This window comes from Deinococcus planocerae (assembly GCF_002869765.1).
GTDB classification, from domain to species: domain Bacteria; phylum Deinococcota; class Deinococci; order Deinococcales; family Deinococcaceae; genus Deinococcus; species Deinococcus planocerae.
The window spans coordinates 42,085-56,916 of sequence record NZ_PNOR01000014.1; the positions used below are offsets into that span (position 1 = coordinate 42,085).

Below are 14,832 nucleotides of genomic sequence, written 5' to 3' on the forward strand. Positions count from 1 at the left end.
TGAACGCGCGCCAGGCGTGCGCAGACAGAAAGGAACTCCCGACCATGAGCCACAACGCCAGCACCCCGTCCCATTCCCCCGCCCTCCGGGCCGCACTTCCGGTGGCCCTCACGGCAGCGCTCACGGGCCTCGCCCTCCTCAGCCTGGCCGCCTGTGCCCCGAGGGCCATGAGCCCGACGACGCAAACCGCCCCGACCTCCCACCCCACCGCGATCATCGTGGCCTCGACGAACGACCCGCTGCGGGTGCCTGGCAGCGACGGCCTGGAGCACCTGGAATACGACCTGCTCTTCACCAACGTCTTCACCGCGCCGGTCACGCTCACCTCGGTCGAGGTGTTGGATGGGCCGGGGGGCCGCTCGTTGCTGAAGCTCGAAGGTCCGGCTCTGGGTGCCGTCACCCGGCAGGGCACCGGCCTGAGTAACGCCCTTCCCGCCGGGCAGGCCGCCCCGGGGGAGGCGATGAACCCCATCCCCGAGCGGAGTACAGCGAGCGCCATCCTCGGTGTCGTGGTGCCCAGGGGGCAGGTGCCCGCCCGGCTCACGCACCGCATCACCTACAGCTTCCCCCCGGACGCGCGCGGCACCTCGGCCATCGGCAGCCTCACCGTGGACGGCCCCGACCTCACGGTGCAGCGTCGCGCCGCCGTCGTGATCGCCCCGCCACTGCGCGGCCCGGGGTGGTTCAACCTCGTGGGCTGCTGCGCCGCTTCCGCCCTGCACCGCTACCTCCAGCTCGTGGAGGGCGGCCACCGCTACCTCAAGCCCGAGTCCTTCGCCATCGACTGGGTGCTGATGAAGGACGGCGGGCTCTTCAGCGGCGACGGGAGCAAGAACGAGCAGTGGTACGGCTTCGGCGCCGAGGTGGTCGCGGCGGCAGACGGCACGGTCGTGTACACCCGCAACGACATGCCCGAGACCGACATCGGCGACCGCAGCCCGGCCAGCGTCAAGGCGCCGAAGGACTACATCGGCAACAGCGTGGTCGTGCAGATGCGGCAGGGCGTGTGGGCGACCTACGCGCACCTCCAGACCGGCAGCGTAACCGTGAAGGTGGGCGACCGGGTGAGGACCGGGCAGCCGCTCGGGAAACTGGGCAGCAGCGGCAACTCGACCGCCCCGCACCTGCACTTCCAGCTTGGCGACGGGCCCGACAACACGACCGCCAACAGCGTGCCCTTCGTGATCGACCGCTACACCCTGGTGGGCACGGTGGACCCGGCGGCCGTGGCGGCGCAGGAGGGCGGCGACGCCCCGCCGCGCTTCACGGTGATCGGCCCGGCCCGGCCCGGGGACGGCACGCTGCCGCTCTTCTTCACCGTCGCCGACTTCCGGTGATGGCCGGCGTGAGCCCGGTGGGAGGGCGTCCCCCCACGACCGGCCACTGGACAGACCACCCGCAGCCGAGCCCCGGCAGGCTCCAGAAGGAGAAGACGTGAGGAACCTCATTGCCCCCCAGCAGGCGGCAAGGTCGCTGCCAAAGTCCCGGTCGGCGCGCCGGGCGTGGCGCATCCCCGGCGTACTCACGGCGGTCACACTCGCATTGATCGCGCTCTCGCCGGGCACTTCCGCTCGCTCGGAGGTCCCGGGAGTCATCACCGAGTTCGCCCTCTCGTACCCCAACCCTTCCCCGTCCAGCCACGCGCACGGCGGGTCCACCCACGAGATCACCTTCGACCCGCGGGGCGACGGCACGTTCTGGGTGACGGCACCGGAACACGATGCGGTCGTCCACCTGACCCGGGACGGGAAGGCCACCTCCTTCCAGATGCCCCCGGGCAGCGCCCCACACGGCATCGTCTTCGACGCGGCGGGTCAGCTCTGGGTGAGCCTGGAGGACGCCGGGGTGGTCGTGCGCCTCGACCCCAGCGGCAAGATCGTGTCCCGGTACGACGTGCGCCTGGCCTGCGCCTCCTGCCCCGAGAAGATCAACACGCACCCGCACGGGCTGACCGTGGGCGCCGACGGCAAGACGCTCTGGTTCACCGGCAAGGCGACCGGCACGGTGGGCCGGATCACGCCGGACGGCCAGGTGCGGACCTTTCCCCTGGCGACGGTCGGCAGCGTGCCCATCTACATCGAGGCCGGTCCCGACGGCAATATGTGGGTGACGGAACTCGTCGGGAACGCGATTGCGCGCGTGACCCCGCAGGGGGTGGTCACGGAGTTTCCCATCCCCACCCCGAACAGCCGCCCCATCGCGCTCGTGCCGGACCCGGGGGGCCGCGCCCTGTGGTTGACCGAGGAGGCCGGGAACCGGGTGGGCCGGATCGACCTCGGCGGCAAGATCACCGAGTTCGCCGTCCCGAAGACGCAGAACAACGTCATCCTCGCCGGGCTGGCGTTCGACCGCGCGCAGAACCTGTGGGTGCAGCAGTACGTCGATGAGAACAACCCCGACCCCCCCGGACCGGATCACCTCGTCAGGATCGACCGCGCCGTTCTCGCGGCAGGGACGCCCAGCTCTCCGGGAGCCGCCTTCACCTTCTTCGAGGTCCCGACCCGGCAGACGGTCATGCACCGGATCATCCGCGGCCCGCAGGGAGAGCTGTGGTTCACCGAGCTGAAGGCGGACCGGGTGGGTCGGCTGATCCCGCCTCAGACGCGCTGACGACTTTCGGCACCTTGAGGAGCCCTCACGAAGCCGCGTGCCCTGCGAACCCTGGGAGGGAACTGAATGCCCGGAAAGCACACTTCAGCCCCAGCCGTCCCCGCCGCACGCCCCGCACCTCAACGCCCCACCCCGGGAGGGAACCGTATGACCAGATCACGCACGCTGCCCCGCCTCGTCCCCGCCGCCCTGATCCTGTCCGTCGCGCTCATGGCCTGCAACCAGCAGGGCACGACCCCGCCCGCCGAACGCATGAACGCCCTGGTCCTCGGCCCGGTGCAGAGCGCCTACTTCGACGCGTTGAGGCCCAGCCTGAACCTCGTCCAGTACACCGGCAGCCAGAACGTGAAGGACTACGACGTCCTCATCTTCGACGGGGACGCCCAGAGCCCCCAGGCCCTCCAGGCCGACCCGGTGGTGGAACAGGCGGTGCGGGCGGGGAAGTGGGTGCTGGGGATGGACCTGACCGAGGCCCACAAGCAGATGGGCTTCGAGTCCCGGCTGAGCGCCGTCAACGGGGGCACCAGCCCCGGCTGGCTGGTGCGCGCGGGCAGCGACGCGAATGGCCGCCCGGCGGTGTGGATGGTGGACGCGCCCAAGGTGCAGGCGTCCGTCACGCCGCTTCCCCCGCAGATCGAGGGTGACGCCGCGTCCCAGTTGAACGCCAACACGAACGCGTTCGCGAACACGGTGATGGCACGGCTGCGCGCGCCCCTGACCGGGGTGCAAGACACCCCCGTCCCGCCCGACCTCATCACGGCGACCTACTACGTCTCAACCTCGACCAACTACTTCTTCAAGGGGACCTACCAGACGGGGGGCACCCAGACCACCAACGCCCAGTACGACTACATCTTCCACGTTTACCTGGACAACGCCAACAACCCGCAGGGCAACTTCCAGTGGGTGGTGGCGGAAACCGAAGTCGCCGGCAACCCCACGAGCGGGACCGGCAACTTCGGGAACCTGGGCGCCAACGGCACCGAGATGGCGTGGTTCCTGGACAGGCAAACGGTGTCGCTCAAGCCCTCTGCCGCCTTCGACTCGCTGTTCACGTCATTTGGCAGCTCGCCCGCCACGGCCAACGGTGTGTCGACCGTGACCACGGGCACGACCTTCACGGTGGGCTACAACGAAGCGCAGGGCTTCAGCGCCAGCTACACCTACAGCAACTCGCAAACCCGCCCGCTCCAGGACTGGAAGCTCTCCAACGAGAGTTCGGGCAACGCTTTTGCCTGGTACTACCGCTCCAATAACCCGCTGGACGCCGACTCCCCGAGCAATTATCAGTGTCCTAAAGGTAGTGACTGCTCGCCAGCCTGGATTACCGATGGTATCGGCGCAATCCCGAACCGGCCCAACCCGATTGCGATCTCCCAGCTCCAGCTCCATACCCAGGCCGTGTGGAAGACCAATTCCGTGCTGACCGACAAGGTCACTTTCGAGTTAGGGGGCAACCAGGGCACCGTCGATCTCTATGGTGGTCTCTATGGTGGCGGCGGCTCTATTCGGCAAGACATTTCTCTCAACGGCAATACCCTCACCATCAACATGGCGTGCGTCGTGCCGATTCCTCTGACCCTCACCTTTGACCCGCCGTCCGTGACGGCAGGGTTGCCCGTGACCGGCACGATCACCCTCGCCTCGCCCGCCGTCGTGGACACGACCATCCTGCTCCAGTCCAGCGACCCCGTGCACGCGCCGGTGGATTCGAAGGTGGTGATCCCGCGCAATCAGACGAGCGCCAAATTCGTGATCAGGACCGACCCGAGCGGCGCCCCGCGTGGCAGCGTCTTCAAGCCCACGATCCGGGCTTTCTACGGCGGCTTCACTGACGCTCAGCTCACCATCACGTACTGAGTGCCTGGCCGCCCGGCCCCACCCCGCTCCTCCGTGGACAGGAGCGCCCGAGGATTTCGGCCCCTGCCGGACGGGACGCCGAGACACCCGCGGACACGGAGGACCCATCAGCGGCCAGTGGCCCGCGCCGAACACGGTGCTGCCCAACTGGGTCCAGGTCAAGGCTCTCAACCGGAGGCACGACGCAGATGACCCCGAGAACCGGAGAACCCAAGGGGCGCCGGCCCCTCGCCCTGGCCGCCCTGGCGCTGGGCGCCGGAGGCACGACTACGGCCCAGACCACCACACCACCCACCGTCACGGGGGTGCAGCTCTACACCCCCTTCCAGCCGGGCGGCGGCCTCCTGATCGGCGTGGGCGTCACCGGGCAGGTCAGCGGCACCTGCTTCGCCGCCTCCGCCGCCTCGCCCACCCGGCCCGACGCCTACCGCTGCTCGGCGGGCAACCGCATCCTCGACCCCTGCTTCGCGTCCCTGAACGAACGCGACCCCCTCGCCTGCTCCCCTGACCCGTGGGGTGCGAACGCCGTCCTGCTCACCCGGAGCGGCGCCCTGCCCGGCAGAACGCGGGCGAGTGAGCCGAACTACCTGTCGGGCACCCCCTGGGCGCTGGAACTGGCAAACGGGCAGCGGTGCGTGGCGCTGACCGGGGCGACGGCGCCGATTGCCGGGCTGCGGGTGAACTACGGCTGCCCGGACGGCGGGGTGGTCGCCGGGCCCATCGACCGCACGCTGCCGCTGTGGCGGGGGTTCTACGAGACGGCCAACCGCAGCCTCTCGCTCTCGCAGGTGGGCGTGCGGACCGCGTGGTTCTGACCGCCCTCGGGCGCGAGCGCACGTCCCCGAAAGGGGAAGGAGGAACAGATGAAAACGTCTTTGCTGCTGGCCCCCGCCGTGGTGCTCGTCCTCGCGGGACTCGCGGGGTGCGCGCCCGCCGCGACCGGGTCTGTCACCCCCATCACCCCGGTCACGCCCGTTCCGCCCCTGCCCCGGGTCGTCCGGCTGGGGCAGGACGCCAGCGGGCGGGCGATCAACCTCAACGTGGGCGACACGCTGGAGATCACGCTGCCGGGCAACCCCTCCACGGGCTACACCTGGCAGCCGCTGATCGACCCCTGGCCGACGCTGCTGGCCCTGGGTCAGCCGAGCTTCCTGGCGCAGGGCACCGGGCTGGGCGCGGGCGGGCTCGTCACGCTGAGCTATCAGGCCGTCCAGCCGGGCACGGTGGACCTCTCGCTCCTGTATGGGCGCCCCTCCTCGCCGCCCGACCCGAACGCGCAGGAGTTCGACCTGACCGTGAGCGTCCAGTAACGCGCCCCGCCTTGCCCCGGAGGTCCGTCCATGCCCGTCCGCCTGAACTGCGCCGCCCTCTGCCTGCTGGTCACGTCGTCGGGGCTGGCCCTCGCCGGGGGTGGGCCTCCCCCGCCCCGTCTCGCCTTCCTGCCCCTCGACCGGACCTACCTGGGCGCGGGCTTCACGCTGCGCTACCCGGGGGACTACTCCGCGCGGCCCTTCGTGGGGGGCGTGGCTCTGAGACGGCCCGGGCAGGAGGACGCCCTCACCGCCACGGTCCTGCCGCGTCCCGGGGGCGCCCGCCGCCTGACTCCCGAGGCCTACGCGCGGCAGTTCGCGCCGCTGAACATCCAGGGGGCCGGAGCCCCGCTGAGCCTCGCCCGCCTCACGCTCTCCGGGGGAGGGTCCGCCTGGGTCGGCACCTGGCGGGGGTCGAGGGGCACGCTGGGGCCGCTCTACCTCGTGCCGCTGGACTCGGGCACCCAGAACTGGCTCGTGCTGAGCGCCACCACCCCGGCGGATGTGCCCCTCCTCGACGCCGTGGCGCGCGGCGTGCAGGTCAGGCGTTGAAAGGAAGGTGACTGGGATGGTCCTGAACATCGACGGACTGAGACAAAGCCCGCCGCTCCACGTACGGCCAGGAGGTGACCCCTGACCCAGCCCCGCCGCCCCGTTCGCCCGCCCCTCGACCCCTTCAGGAGACGACCATGAACCGACTGCCCCTGGGCGCCCTCGCCGGACTCGCCCTCACCTTCACTGCCTGCGGCCAGGTCGAGACGACCACCAGCTACGGAGCGAACCTCTCCGGCGCCAACCAGCGTCCCGTCGTCACCACCTCCGCGACCGGGCAGACCAACCTGACCCTCAGGGGCCGCACCCTGACCGTCCTGGGCACCTTCGAGGGCCTGAGTTCGGCGGTCACGGTGGCGCACATCCACGGCCCGGCGGACGAGAACACCAACGCCCCGGTGCTGCTGCCGCTGGTGATCGACCAGGTGACGAACGGGTCGCGCAGCGGGCGGATCAGCGGGACCTTCACCCTCACCGATCAGCAGGTGCAGTGGCTGGATGGCCGCCAGCTCTACGTCAACGTGCACTCGCAGACCTACCCGAACGGCGAGATTCGCGGCCAGATCGGCAAGTTCGTGCAGTAAGCCCGGTGGGGGCCGGGAGAGAACGCCCGGCCCCCTCCCAGGAAACGAGGTCTCCATGAATGCCGTCCGGCTTACCGCCCCCCTGACCGTCCTCGCCCTGCTGGGCGCGGGAACCCTCGCCCGCGCGCAGGGCGTGCCCAGCGTGCCCGTGCCCGGCACCGACATCTCGTACCTCTGCAACGGTGGGGTGGCCCTGGATGTCGCGTACCGCAGCCCGTCCGTCGCCCAGCTCAACTTCGGCGGCGTCACCTACACCCTGACCCGGCGCAACCAGGGTCCGGTGCAGTACGGCGGCGTCGTGCGCTACTCCGATCCCGTGACCAGTTGGAACATCGGCGGCGGCGGGGCCTTCCTCAACCAGAACGGCTATACGGTCGCCTCCGGGTGTCAGCCCAACGACGGGGGCGGCTCCTCGACCATCATTCCGGTCGGCCCCGGCGGTGGGGGGTCCACCATCATCCCCGTGCCGCCCCCAGGCTTCGGTCCCACCCCTCCCGTGAACCCTCCCAGCGTCAACACGGTGAACTACACCTGCGACGGCGGGCGGCCCCTCGCGGTGGCCTACCTCGGCCCCGGCGCGGCGCAGCTCTTCTGGCAGGGGGGCACCGACACCCTCTACCAGACCGAATCGGGCTCGGGGGTGCGGTACACGAACGGCTTTTACACCTGGGTCACCCAGGGCAACCAGGGCTTCTTGCAGCAGCGCGGTCTCAACCAGCCCCAGATCGTCGTGGCGAACAACTGCGTCGCCCTCTCCCCGTAGGAGGAGACCCCATGTTCCCTTCCCTGAAGTCGGCCCGCCCGCTCCTGGCCCTTCCCCTGCTCGGCCTCCTCGCCGCCTGCGGGGGGACGACGCCGGGCGACGACCTCTACATCACCGATCCGGTCCTGACCAGCGGGTACAGGGACAACCTGGACCGGCCCCTGATCTGCGACAACCTGCCCACGCCGATGGAGTTCGGCTTCCTGTACGGCGGCGACCTGCAAAGCGTCCAGGTCTCGCTGGTGGGCGTCACCAGCGGGGAGCGCCAGGCCATCAACGTGACGAGCACGAACTTCTCGGGCGGCGTGGGCAAGGTGACGTTCGACCTGCCCGCGGGGACGGCGCCGCTGAGCGTGGGGCCGGGCACGCTGGAGCACCAGAGCATCGTGGTGTCCCCGAACGTGATCGGGTACTCGGAGCTGGAGATGCAGGGGCTCAGCGCCGACGGCGTGACGCGGGTGCTCACCAGCAACGCCGTGCCCGTCGTCAGCAACTGCGGCTGACCCGTTTCGAGGCGGGGCGAGGCGGGAAAGGAGGGCTGGACGCCCGCCGGTCCTCCGCCCACCCCCGCTCAGGAGAGCAGCCATGGAGAACAGATTCCGGGTCGCGGCGTCACCCCGCAGGCCTGCGGCCCCGGGAGGGCGCTGATGGGGTGGCTCTGGGCGCTGCTGTTCGTGCTGGCCTCCGTCCTGGCGTCGCTGGGTGGGATGCTGCTGGTGCGCCGCTCGGTGCGGCTCTCCACGCTGGAGGAGCACCGCGAGGTGGCGGGCTTCGTCTACGCCGTCATCGGGGTGGTCTACGCCGTGCTCCTCGCCTTCGTGGTGATCGTCGCCTGGGAGGAGCAGGGGGAGGCCCGCGCCCGCACCGAGCAGGAGGCCAACGCCCTCGCCGACCTCTACCGCGGCGCCCGCGCCTTTCCCCCCGAGGCCCGCACGGCGCTGCGGGAGGACCTGCGCGGCTACGCCGAGACGGTGGTGGGCCGCGAGTGGCCCGCCCTGAGCCGGGGGGAGGCGAGCCCCGAGACCCAGCGCGCCTACGACCGGCTGTGGGAGGGGTACCTGCGGCTCTCGCCCCGGACCGCCTACGAGAGCGTGTGGTACACCCAGGCGCTCGAGCGGCTGAACGACCTGGGAGACGAGCGGCGGCTGCGGCTGCTGAGCGGGCAGTCGCGGCTTCCCGGGCTGATGTGGGCGGTGCTGTGGGTCGGCGCGCTGGTGACGGTGACCTTCTCGTACTTCTTCGGGGTGCGCAGCGTGTGGTCGCAGGGATTGATCGTGCTGTCGCTGTCGGGGACCATCGCCCTGATCCTCTTTCTGGTGCTGGCGCTCGACCGGCCCTTTTCCGGGGTGATCCGGGTGGGCCCCGAAGCCTTCGAGCAGGTCGTCACCATCTTCGACCGGGTGGCGAGGGCCGAGACCGCGCCCTGACGCCCCCGCCCCCGTCCCTGGAGTCCCCTCTCCCGGAGGTCCGATGAACAAGCGTCTCTCCGTGCTGCTCGCCGCCGTGTCCCTGGGCCTCTCGGGCTGCGTCGTCCTGCTGGACAATCCCGGCGCCTGGGCCTACCGGGTCGCCAACCCCAGATTCACCCCCCTCCCCGGGGCCCGCGCCCTCTACGGGACGAGGAGCGGCTACGGCTACCAGATCGAGATTCCCGCGAACTGGAACGGGGGGCTGGTGATGTACGCCCACGGCTTCGAGGGCTTCGGCCTCCGGCTCGAAGAACTCTTCCCGCCCATCCGCGCCCACCTCCTGAGGCGCGGCTACGCCTGGGCCGCCTCCAGCTACAGCGTCAACGGCTGGGCCGTCCGGCAGGGCGCCGACGACCTGAACGACCTGCGCCAGTTCTTCGCCCGGCAGGTCGGGACCCCCACCCGCACCCTGCTCTATGGCCGCTCGATGGGCGGCAACATCGTCACCGACTCGCTCGAAACCTACCCGAACGTCTATCAGGGGGCGCTGGCGGAATGCGGCGCCCTGGTGGGGCTGGAGCTGTTCGACTACTTCCTGTCCTACCGGCTGGTGGGGGAGTACCTCACCGGGCAGAACTTCGGCCCCATGCTGCTCCCGGTGCTCGACCCGCGCTTCCTGGCGACGACCTACCGCGAGGTCGTGCGGCCCCGCCTGGGCGAGCCGGGGAACTACACCGCCCGGGGTCGGCAGTTCGACTCGGTGCAAAAGCTCCTCACGGGCGGGCCGCGCCCCTTCCGGCAGGAGGGGTTGAAGCTGGTCTTCGAATTGGGGACCAGGTACTACGAGGCGGGCTTCAGCACCCGGTACAGGGGCGTCGCCAACCTCGTCCCCGGGACGCAGGTGACGACCAACGTGGGCACCGTGTACCACATCGACCCGGGGCTGGGGCTGGACGAGGCGACCCTGAACCGGGGCATTCAAAGAATCGCCGCTGCGCCGGGCGTCCGCGACCTGCCGAGGCCGGCGATCTACGGGATTCCGACCGGGAATATCGGAGTGCCGCTGCTGACCCTGCACACGACGGGCGACCCCTTCGTGCCGATCTTCGTGGAGGCGAACTACCGCCGCCGGGTGGAGGCCGCCGGGAAGGGCGACCTGCTGGTGCAGCGCGCGATCCGGCGCCCCGGTCACTGCCAGTTCAGCCCGGCGGAACAGGAGCGGGCGTTCGACGACCTCACCGCCTGGGTGGGAGGAGGACCCAGGCCGGAGGGGGAGGACCTGACGGGCGACCTGGTGGACGTGGGCCGGGCCTTCACCACCCCGCTCCTGCCGGACGACCCGGGGGGGCTGTAGCGCGGTGAAGGGCACATCGTCCACCGCCGGGCTGCACCGAACTCCCCCGCGGCTTCGACCGTGGGTTCTCCCCGGGAGATTTCCTATGAAGAGCCTCGCCGCCTTGCTGACCCTGCTCGGCCTCGCTTCCCCTGCCTCGGCGGGCGGGGGGGGCGGCCCCACCGTGCGCTACATCTGCGCGGGGAACATCCGCATCCAGGCCACCTACACCGGCCCGCACGCCCGGGTGGTGGTCGGCCATCAGGTGCTGAGGCTGACCCAGGCTCTCTCCGGCTCGGGCGCCCGCTACATGGGGGGTGGGTATACCTGGTGGATCAACGGCGGGGTGGCCGAACTCTACCGGGGCGAGACCCTGGGGACGCTGACGTCCCTCCGTCAGTGCCAGGAGGGCTGAGCCGTTGCCGGGGAGCCGGGGCTGCGAAACGTGACCGAAGGCGAGGACCCGGGTCGGGAGGGGACGGCGGCCTGCTCACGGCGGGGGCCGGGTCAATTCCGCGACCGCCAGCGTCAGGGCCGAGTCGGGATCGGCCAGCGCGGCCCCCTCGCCGTCCAGCTCCGCGCGCAGCCGCCGGGCGGGGCCGCGGTCCACCCCCTTGGTCTTGGGGTGCGCCGCGACGAGGGCGAGCAACTCGGCGGCCCGCCCCGGCTGCGCGGCGGCGAGGTGCCACTCCGCCCAGCGGGCCAGCGTGCGCAGAACCTGCGGAAGTTCGCCCAGGCTCCAAAGGAGGTGGAGGCCCTCCCGGAGGTGCCGCTCTCCCCGCTCCAGCTCCCCCGCGGCGGTGGCCGTGCGGCCCAGGTCCATCAGCAAGATGCCCTCCAGCCGACGGTCCCCGCTCTGCCGCGCCAGGTCCAGCGCCTCGCGGGCGGTGGCGGCGGCGCAGGCGAAGTCCCCCTGCTCGTGCTCCGTCTCGGCCAGGCTCGACAGGAGCTGGGCCGTCAGGCGCGGCAGGCCCACGTCGCGCGCCAGCCGCAGGCCCTCCTGTAGCCGGTCCACCGACTCCCCCAGGTGCCCCTGGTAGGCGGCCAGGCATCCCAGGTTGTTGTGCAGCCGCACGACCTCGGCCTGGTGCCCCAGCGTGCGGTGCAGGGCGAGGGCCGCCGCGTAGTGCCGCTCGGCCCCGGGAAGGTCCCCGCCGTCCAGCGTGACGTTTCCCAGCAGGTTGAGGCTGTCGGCCAGGTGGAACGCGTCCCCCCGCGCCCGGGCCAGGGCGACGGCCTCCTCCAGGAGGATTCGGGCCTGGCGGTAGTCGCCCCGCCGCCAGGTCAGGGTGCCCAACAGGGTCAGGGCGGGCAGCGCGGCCTCGTCCTGCCCCAGTTCCCGGGCCGCGCCGAGGCCACGCTCGGCCCACCGCTCGGCCTCGGCGTGGCGCCCCAGGCGGTGGAGCAACGGCGCGCCCGCGACCCAGAGCTGGCACAGGGCCGCGCGGTGGGCGGGTTCGCCGTCCCCCAGGGCGGCCTCGGCTCCCGCCAGCCACTCCACCCCCTCCCGGTAGCGGGCGCGCGCGGTGCAGTAGTCGGCCAGGGGAGCGGCGCTTCTCCCCAGGTCCCCCGCCCGACGTTCCTCCACCGCCCAGCCCCAGGCGAGCCGGACGTTTTCCAGGTCGGCGTCCACCGCCGCGAGGGCGGCCTTCTGGTCGGGGCCCCGCAGCGCACCCCCCAGGTCCTGGAGGAAGCGCAGGAAGTACGCCCCGTGCCGGGCCCGCAACTCGGCCTCGCGCACGGGGTCCCCGGCCAGCTTCTCGCGGGCGTACTGGACGAGCAGCGCGTGGCGGCCATACCGCCCGGTGGGGTGGGTCCGCAGCAGGGACTGGTCCACCAGCGAGGCCAGGACGGGCAGCGGCGCCCCCACCACCCCCCGGGCCGCCTCCAGCCGGAAGCCGCCCCGGAAGACGGCGAGCCCCGCCAGCACCTCCTGCTCGGCGGGGCTCAGCCGCCGCCAGGAGTGCTCGAACACCGCCCGCAGGCTGCGGTGCCGCTCGGGCCGACCCCGCTCCCCCGGACCCAGGAAGTCCAGGTTCTCCCCGAGTTCCCGGGCGATCTCCTCCAGGGACAGCGCGCGCACCCAGACCGCGGCGAGTTCCAGCGCCAGCGGCGCCCCCTCGACGAGGAGGCACAGGCGGAGCAGGTGGGGCAGGCTCTCCCCCGTGGGCGTGAAGTCCGGGTGCACCCGGCGGGCCCGCTCGACGAAAAGCTCCACCGCGTCGAACTGCCCCGCTCGGACCGGACCGCAGCTCCCCCCCTCGGGATACGCCAGCCCCTGCACGGGCAGCAGCCACTCGGCCTCCACGCCCAGCCGCTCGCGCGAGGTCACGATCAGGCGCAACCCCGGGCAGCGCCCCAGCAGGTCCTGCACCCCGGGCGCGCCCTCCAGCAGATGCTCGAAATTGTCGAGCACCACCAGCATCCGGCCTTCCCCTATGGCCCCCACCACCCCTTCCAGAGGGTCGCCCTGACCCGGAAGCTGGACGCCCAGGACCCGGGCGATCTGGGTGGGAATCAGGGCCGCCGAGGTCAGGGCGTCGAGGGAGACGAAGAAGACGCCCGCCGGGAAGGTGGGGGAGAGGGCCCGGGCCGCCTCCAGGGCGAGGCGGGTCTTGCCGATGCCGCCGGGGCCGGTCAGGGTCAGCAGGCGGCAGTCCGGCCCGCTCAGGAGCCGCCCCACCTCGGCGAGTTCGAGGTCGCGCCCCACGAAGGAGGTCGTCGGGGTGGGCAGGGACGGGCGCGGCGTGGGGGCCGGCTCGCCCCTGGGCCGGCCCGGCGGGGGCGACCCGGTGGGCGGCTCCCCCGCGGGCGCCCTCAGGGTGCGGCCAAGCCCCTCAAGGGAGGCGGTCGGCTCCAACCCGTACTCACCGCGCAGCCGCGCCACGAACGTCTCGTAGGCCCGCCGCGCCCGCCCGCGTCCTCCGGCCCGCAGCAGGGCGCCGACGTGCGCGTGCAAGACCTCCTCGTCGAGGTCTCCCTCCAGCAGAGGCCCCAGCAGCTCGGCGGCCTGGAGGTGGGCCCCCGCCGTCCCCAGTTCCGCCGCACGGCACAGCAGCGCCGTTCGCCACAGCCCGCGCAGCCGTTCGCGCTCGCGTTCCAGCCAGGCCGCGAACTCCCCGGTTCCCGCCGTGTCCAGTCCCTCAAGCAGCGGCTCGCGGGAGCGCCCCAGCGCCTCCTCCCACCGCTCCTCCTCCACGGCGCGGGTGAAGTCGGCGAGGTCGGTCGGCACCGCCCAGCGCAGCCGTCCCCGCTCCACCTCCAGCCCGGGGGCGAGGCCCAGCGCCCTCGTGCGGCCCAGCAGGTGCCGGAGGTTGCCCCGCGCCGTGTCCGGGGCGCTCTCCGGCCAGAACAGGTGCGACAGGAAGTCGCGCTCCACCCACTCCCCCCGCCAGGCGAGGTAGGCCAGAAGCTGATACCGCTGGTCCACCCCGAAGGGCTGAAGGTCCGCGCCCAGGACGACGCGGGCCTGGCCCAGCAGGTGAACGAAGGAAGTCGTCGCATCAGGCATGGGTGGGCTCCTCCGGTGGTGGGTGAAGGCCCCCCCCGTGTTACGCCCCATCCCACCCCGTCCAATGTGTCCCAAACAAGCAACTCGGACGATTGCCCTCCCGGCAAACCGCTCAAGTCTAGACAACGAGTGAGATTGGTCGCGGCATGAGTTGACGTCCAGCACGCTATTTCCCCCTGAATCTAAAAAAAGCGTGATGTGGGAACTCATTTTGAGGGCCACCGGTACACGGGCGTTACACGGTCCTTTTCGCACCCTCTCATCCAAGGCGAGACGTTCGCCGGGGGAGGGAGCAACACATGTACACGGCAGCAAGTGACCCGGTTGGGCCAGGAGGCTGGGGGTGGAGATGCACGCGCGGGTCGTGACGGTGCAGATTCGCCCCGCCAAGATGCGCGGCGCGGTTTTGATTTCCCGTGCACTGGTCCTGCCGCTGCTGTGAGGGCAGCCGGGGTCGTGCGGGGCACGCCTGCTCACCGACGAGGGCACGGGGCGAGGCCTGCTGACGCTCTGGGCGAGCGAGGCGGCGATGCACGCGGTGGAGGCGCGGGGGGTGTTTCACGAGGAGATCGCGCGCTTCCAGCCGGTGCTGGGATCGCCGCCCAGCCGCGAGTGCTTCGAGGTCAGCGTGTCGGGCAAGGGGGGCCGGGCGTCCCCGACCGGGCGAGGAAAAGAAGCCCGGAACAGAAGGGAGAGTCCGCCGATGGAACCACCCCCTACCCCCTGACGGACCAAAGCGACCAGCCCACGTTCACCCACCGACTTTCCACGAGAAAGAGGGACGCCATGAAGAAGCAACAAACCCTGCTGTTTACCGGACTCCTTGCCCTGCTCGCTGCCTGCGGTCAACAGACTGCCTCCACGCCCCAGGGCAGTACCCCCGCCCAGGGGCCGTCGAAG

At 71.5% G+C, this 14,832-nt stretch carries 13 protein-coding genes; 12 read left to right on the top strand and 1 reads right to left on the bottom strand.

Annotated features, from left to right (window positions below):
* The first annotated feature begins 44 nt into the window (after window positions 1-44).
* From A7B18_RS22870 to A7B18_RS09850, 12 genes are all read left to right on the top strand, one after another.
* Window positions 45-1,337 carry a M23 family metallopeptidase gene (locus A7B18_RS22870; RefSeq protein WP_180970093.1) on the top strand — a complete coding sequence of 431 codons (1,293 nt, stop codon included), beginning with the start codon at window positions 45-47 and terminating at the stop codon, window positions 1,335-1,337.
* A 97-nt stretch (window positions 1,338-1,434) separates the two neighbouring features.
* A complete protein-coding gene (locus A7B18_RS09800; protein ID WP_146009509.1) occupies window positions 1,435-2,610 on the top strand; it encodes a Vgb family protein in 1,176 nt (391 codons plus the stop codon).
* 147 nt (window positions 2,611-2,757) lie between these two features.
* Window positions 2,758-4,470, top strand: a complete 1,713-nt coding sequence (locus tag A7B18_RS09805) for a hypothetical protein (RefSeq protein ID WP_102126513.1) — start codon at window positions 2,758-2,760, stop codon at window positions 4,468-4,470.
* 188 nt (window positions 4,471-4,658) lie between these two features.
* A complete protein-coding gene (locus A7B18_RS09810; RefSeq protein WP_102126514.1) occupies window positions 4,659-5,285 on the top strand; it encodes a hypothetical protein in 627 nt (208 codons plus the stop codon).
* A 48-nt stretch (window positions 5,286-5,333) separates the two neighbouring features.
* Window positions 5,334-5,780: a protease inhibitor I42 family protein gene (locus A7B18_RS09815; protein ID WP_102126515.1), complete on the top strand. Its 447-nt coding sequence runs from the start codon at window positions 5,334-5,336 to the stop codon at window positions 5,778-5,780.
* A gap of 30 nt (window positions 5,781-5,810) precedes the next feature.
* Window positions 5,811-6,332, top strand: coding sequence for a hypothetical protein (locus A7B18_RS09820; RefSeq protein ID WP_102126516.1), 522 nt, complete (start codon window positions 5,811-5,813; stop codon window positions 6,330-6,332).
* 137 nt (window positions 6,333-6,469) lie between these two features.
* Window positions 6,470-6,916, top strand: a complete 447-nt coding sequence (locus tag A7B18_RS09825) for a CHRD domain-containing protein (protein ID WP_102126517.1) — start codon at window positions 6,470-6,472, stop codon at window positions 6,914-6,916.
* Between the two features lie 55 nt (window positions 6,917-6,971).
* The gene (locus A7B18_RS09830; protein ID WP_180970094.1) at window positions 6,972-7,679 is read left to right on the top strand and encodes an MliC family protein; all 708 of its coding nucleotides are present in this window, start codon (window positions 6,972-6,974) and stop codon (window positions 7,677-7,679) included.
* Window positions 7,680-7,690: 11 nt separating this feature from the next.
* Window positions 7,691-8,182: a hypothetical protein gene (locus A7B18_RS09835; protein WP_102126519.1), complete on the top strand. Its 492-nt coding sequence runs from the start codon at window positions 7,691-7,693 to the stop codon at window positions 8,180-8,182.
* 144 nt (window positions 8,183-8,326) lie between these two features.
* Window positions 8,327-9,106, top strand: coding sequence for a bestrophin-like domain (locus tag A7B18_RS09840; protein ID WP_102126520.1), 780 nt, complete (start codon window positions 8,327-8,329; stop codon window positions 9,104-9,106).
* Window positions 9,107-9,149: 43 nt separating this feature from the next.
* The gene (locus tag A7B18_RS09845; RefSeq protein ID WP_102126521.1) at window positions 9,150-10,442 is read left to right on the top strand and encodes an alpha/beta fold hydrolase; all 1,293 of its coding nucleotides are present in this window, start codon (window positions 9,150-9,152) and stop codon (window positions 10,440-10,442) included.
* Between the two features lie 85 nt (window positions 10,443-10,527).
* Window positions 10,528-10,836, top strand: coding sequence for an MliC family protein (locus tag A7B18_RS09850; protein WP_102126522.1), 309 nt, complete (start codon window positions 10,528-10,530; stop codon window positions 10,834-10,836).
* Between the two features lie 75 nt (window positions 10,837-10,911).
* Here A7B18_RS09850 and A7B18_RS09855 read toward each other — a convergent pair whose 3' ends face one another.
* Window positions 10,912-13,932 (bottom strand): ATP-binding protein, encoded by a 3,021-nt coding sequence (locus A7B18_RS09855; RefSeq protein ID WP_180970095.1) that lies wholly within the window; start codon window positions 13,930-13,932, stop codon window positions 10,912-10,914.
* Window positions 13,933-14,832 lie beyond the last annotated feature (900 nt).

What these genes read in the sequence shown, in the direction of transcription:
- A7B18_RS09820 (WP_102126516.1), top strand. Translation starts at nt 5,811, where the DNA reads ATGCCCGTCCGCCTGAACTGCGCCGCCCTCTGCCTGCTGGTCACGTCG.
- A7B18_RS09805 (WP_102126513.1), top strand. Translation starts at nt 2,758, where the DNA reads ATGACCAGATCACGCACGCTGCCCCGCCTCGTCCCCGCCGCCCTGATC.
- A7B18_RS09850 (WP_102126522.1), top strand. Translation starts at nt 10,528, where the DNA reads ATGAAGAGCCTCGCCGCCTTGCTGACCCTGCTCGGCCTCGCTTCCCCT.
- A7B18_RS09815 (WP_102126515.1), top strand. Translation starts at nt 5,334, where the DNA reads ATGAAAACGTCTTTGCTGCTGGCCCCCGCCGTGGTGCTCGTCCTCGCG.
- A7B18_RS22870 (WP_180970093.1), top strand. Translation starts at nt 45, where the DNA reads ATGAGCCACAACGCCAGCACCCCGTCCCATTCCCCCGCCCTCCGGGCC.
- A7B18_RS09810 (WP_102126514.1), top strand. Translation starts at nt 4,659, where the DNA reads ATGACCCCGAGAACCGGAGAACCCAAGGGGCGCCGGCCCCTCGCCCTG.
- A7B18_RS09840 (WP_102126520.1), top strand. Translation starts at nt 8,327, where the DNA reads ATGGGGTGGCTCTGGGCGCTGCTGTTCGTGCTGGCCTCCGTCCTGGCG.
- A7B18_RS09845 (WP_102126521.1), top strand. Translation starts at nt 9,150, where the DNA reads ATGAACAAGCGTCTCTCCGTGCTGCTCGCCGCCGTGTCCCTGGGCCTC.
- A7B18_RS09830 (WP_180970094.1), top strand. Translation starts at nt 6,972, where the DNA reads ATGAATGCCGTCCGGCTTACCGCCCCCCTGACCGTCCTCGCCCTGCTG.
- A7B18_RS09835 (WP_102126519.1), top strand. Translation starts at nt 7,691, where the DNA reads ATGTTCCCTTCCCTGAAGTCGGCCCGCCCGCTCCTGGCCCTTCCCCTG.
- A7B18_RS09825 (WP_102126517.1), top strand. Translation starts at nt 6,470, where the DNA reads ATGAACCGACTGCCCCTGGGCGCCCTCGCCGGACTCGCCCTCACCTTC.
- A7B18_RS09855 (WP_180970095.1), bottom strand. Translation starts at nt 13,932, where the DNA reads ATGCCTGATGCGACGACTTCCTTCGTTCACCTGCTGGGCCAGGCCCGC.